Genomic DNA, 2,305 nt, shown 5'->3' with positions numbered 1-2,305 from the left:
TTGCACAATTTTAGTCCAAGCCCTGTTCCTTCTTCATTTGCTGTTCCTTTTGTTTGTACAAACTGATTTTTATCAAAAAGATACTTTATCTGTTCAGGGGGGATTCCGGTTCCATTATCGGAAACACAAATAATAATTTTATCGTCCAAAGTTTTATAAGTGATTTCCACTTTTCCATTCTTTCCTGTAAATTTCAAAGCATTTGAAAGAATATTTCTAATAACAATATTCAACATTTGAAAGTCAGCAAACACATTTACCTTTTTCTGAATACCTGAAATCAGTTTAATTTCTTTATTTCGGGCAAAAACTTCCATTAATTCAATATTATCATTTACTATTTTTGAAAGGTCAATAATTACCGGACAACAAGTCATAAAACCATTTTGCAGTCTTGACCATGTTTCAAGATTTTTAATAAGTTCAAGCATCTTGTAACAGGATGAATTCAGTATTTTCAGATAATTAAAGTTTTTTTCGCACAAATTCATACATTCCGGTTTTTTCATTTCCTGAATCAGCAATTCTGAAAATCCGATAATCCCATTTAACGGTGTTTTCAGGTCATGAACAATAATTGAAAAGATTTTGTCTTTGGAGGTGAGAGCTTCTCTGAGTTGATTTTCCATTTTTAACTTGGTATAAAAATCAGCGCAGTCATATTTCTAACCGTTGTTGAGGCCCCTCCAAGAGCCCACTGAACAAGTATAGAATAGACTGCGCCTTGCTAAGGCGTCAGCATACTATCCTGTTCAGTTAAAAATTTGGAGGGTTTCAACAACAGAATTCGGCTAAACGCTAATTTATTAATTAATTTCTTTTATTCTTTTTATACTGTTTTATTGGTTAATGTTTTTGTTTTCAATAAACAAAGGTATAAATTATAATTTATGTATGAAATTTTTACTATATCTACTTTTACATACCTGTAAAAACATGAATATTATCTACTTATGTTAAAATTCAGATGTTAAGATTATTTAAAATATATCTTCCAGATAGTTGTTGTTTCCGAAAAAGTATATTTTTGTAAAAATCTCTGTATGAAATCAAAATCTTCAAAGCAAAAGAGAAAGAAAAAACAGTTAGTCCCTGCTTTTGACCCGGATACTATGATTCTTGACTTTGAAACGATTTGTTTTATTTCTATAACACTTGAAGGGGAGTCAGATTTTTGGGAGATATACCTGAACTGATTCAAAACACATTAATACTTTCCCCAATCCCAAACCTTCCGTTTCCTTTTGCCTTTCCATCGGCAACCTCAATAATAACATCAACCTCGTGTGCATTTTCATTTGTTCCCCTGAATTTTCCGTCTTTGGTAGTGTGGTAAATGAATATGAAAGAAGTTTTGGGGTAATCTTTTCTGAGTTTCCGTAGATAATCCATATCAAAACCAGCACGTGAAATGCTGTCAATAAAAACAAAATTATAATCAGAAAGATTATCCGGTATTTTTTCTGATACATAAAGATTCGGATGATTAGCACCAAGCCTGTCCATTTTTTCCTTTAAAGTATATCCGAATTTTTCCTCAATGGCACAGTATAACACTTTGCCATGATGTTCAGCCAAGTATTTTGCAAAGTCAATGCAGAGGGTAGATTTACCGGATTTTGGCAATCCGTAAACCATTGCAGAAAAACCGACACAGGGATCTCCTATAAGTTCACAATATTTTCCCTGAAGACCGATGGTTTTAAAATTCATATTTACCAGTTCTGAACTACGGATTACTTCGTTATTTTCGGGTTCTTCTTCTATTCCGTTGAGTTCTGGGCTTTTTTTTTGACTGAAACCAGCCAGACCCATTAAGCCGTTCAATTCACTTTTGCTTATAACCGGAGTTGTGGTTTTACCTTCGATATATTCATTCAAAGAATTGTACAGCTTGTTAAGTCTGTCTGCATAGGGATCATCTTTGCTTACTTTGTGCTTTTCTACAGCTTTTTTCATTTTTTGCATTAATAATTTTGCTTTTTCCTTCACATTCTTTTTCCCATGCAGATTAATGTATTGCCGGATATAAGCTACAGAAAGCAGGGTTTTCTGACTATGGGCTATTTCGTTGTAACGTGCAATTGTTTTACTGTCTATTGTAATTTTAATACTGTCGCCCATTTTCTCATAACATTTAATAAGTTGGTTCTGGATGTTTTCAACTTCTTTTGCATAAACAGAGGTTTTACGAATACGTTTTTCAAGTATAGCTTTTTGTAAAGAGTTCAGGAAACGTAATATTTCATCCTGTGTTTTTTCTTTTCCGTGCATACCAACATAACGTTTGATAAAACCAACTTCC

2 protein-coding genes are annotated in these 2,305 nt (G+C 32.8%); both read right to left on the bottom strand.

What is annotated here, in order from left to right; translation table 11 throughout:
• On the bottom strand, nucleotides 1–629 hold a 629-nt coding region (locus tag HY951_14755; protein MBI5541322.1), incomplete at its 3' end, for a HAMP domain-containing histidine kinase.
• A gap of 568 nt (nucleotides 630–1,197) precedes the next feature.
• A partial coding sequence (locus tag HY951_14750) for a hypothetical protein (GenBank protein ID MBI5541321.1) occupies nucleotides 1,198–2,305 on the bottom strand: 1,108 nt, incomplete at its 5' end.

The sequence above is a fragment of the Bacteroidia bacterium genome (assembly GCA_016218155.1).
Lineage (GTDB): Bacteria > Bacteroidota > Bacteroidia > Bacteroidales > GWA2-32-17 > GWA2-32-17.
This window is presented reverse-complemented; position numbering and strand designations above follow the sequence as displayed.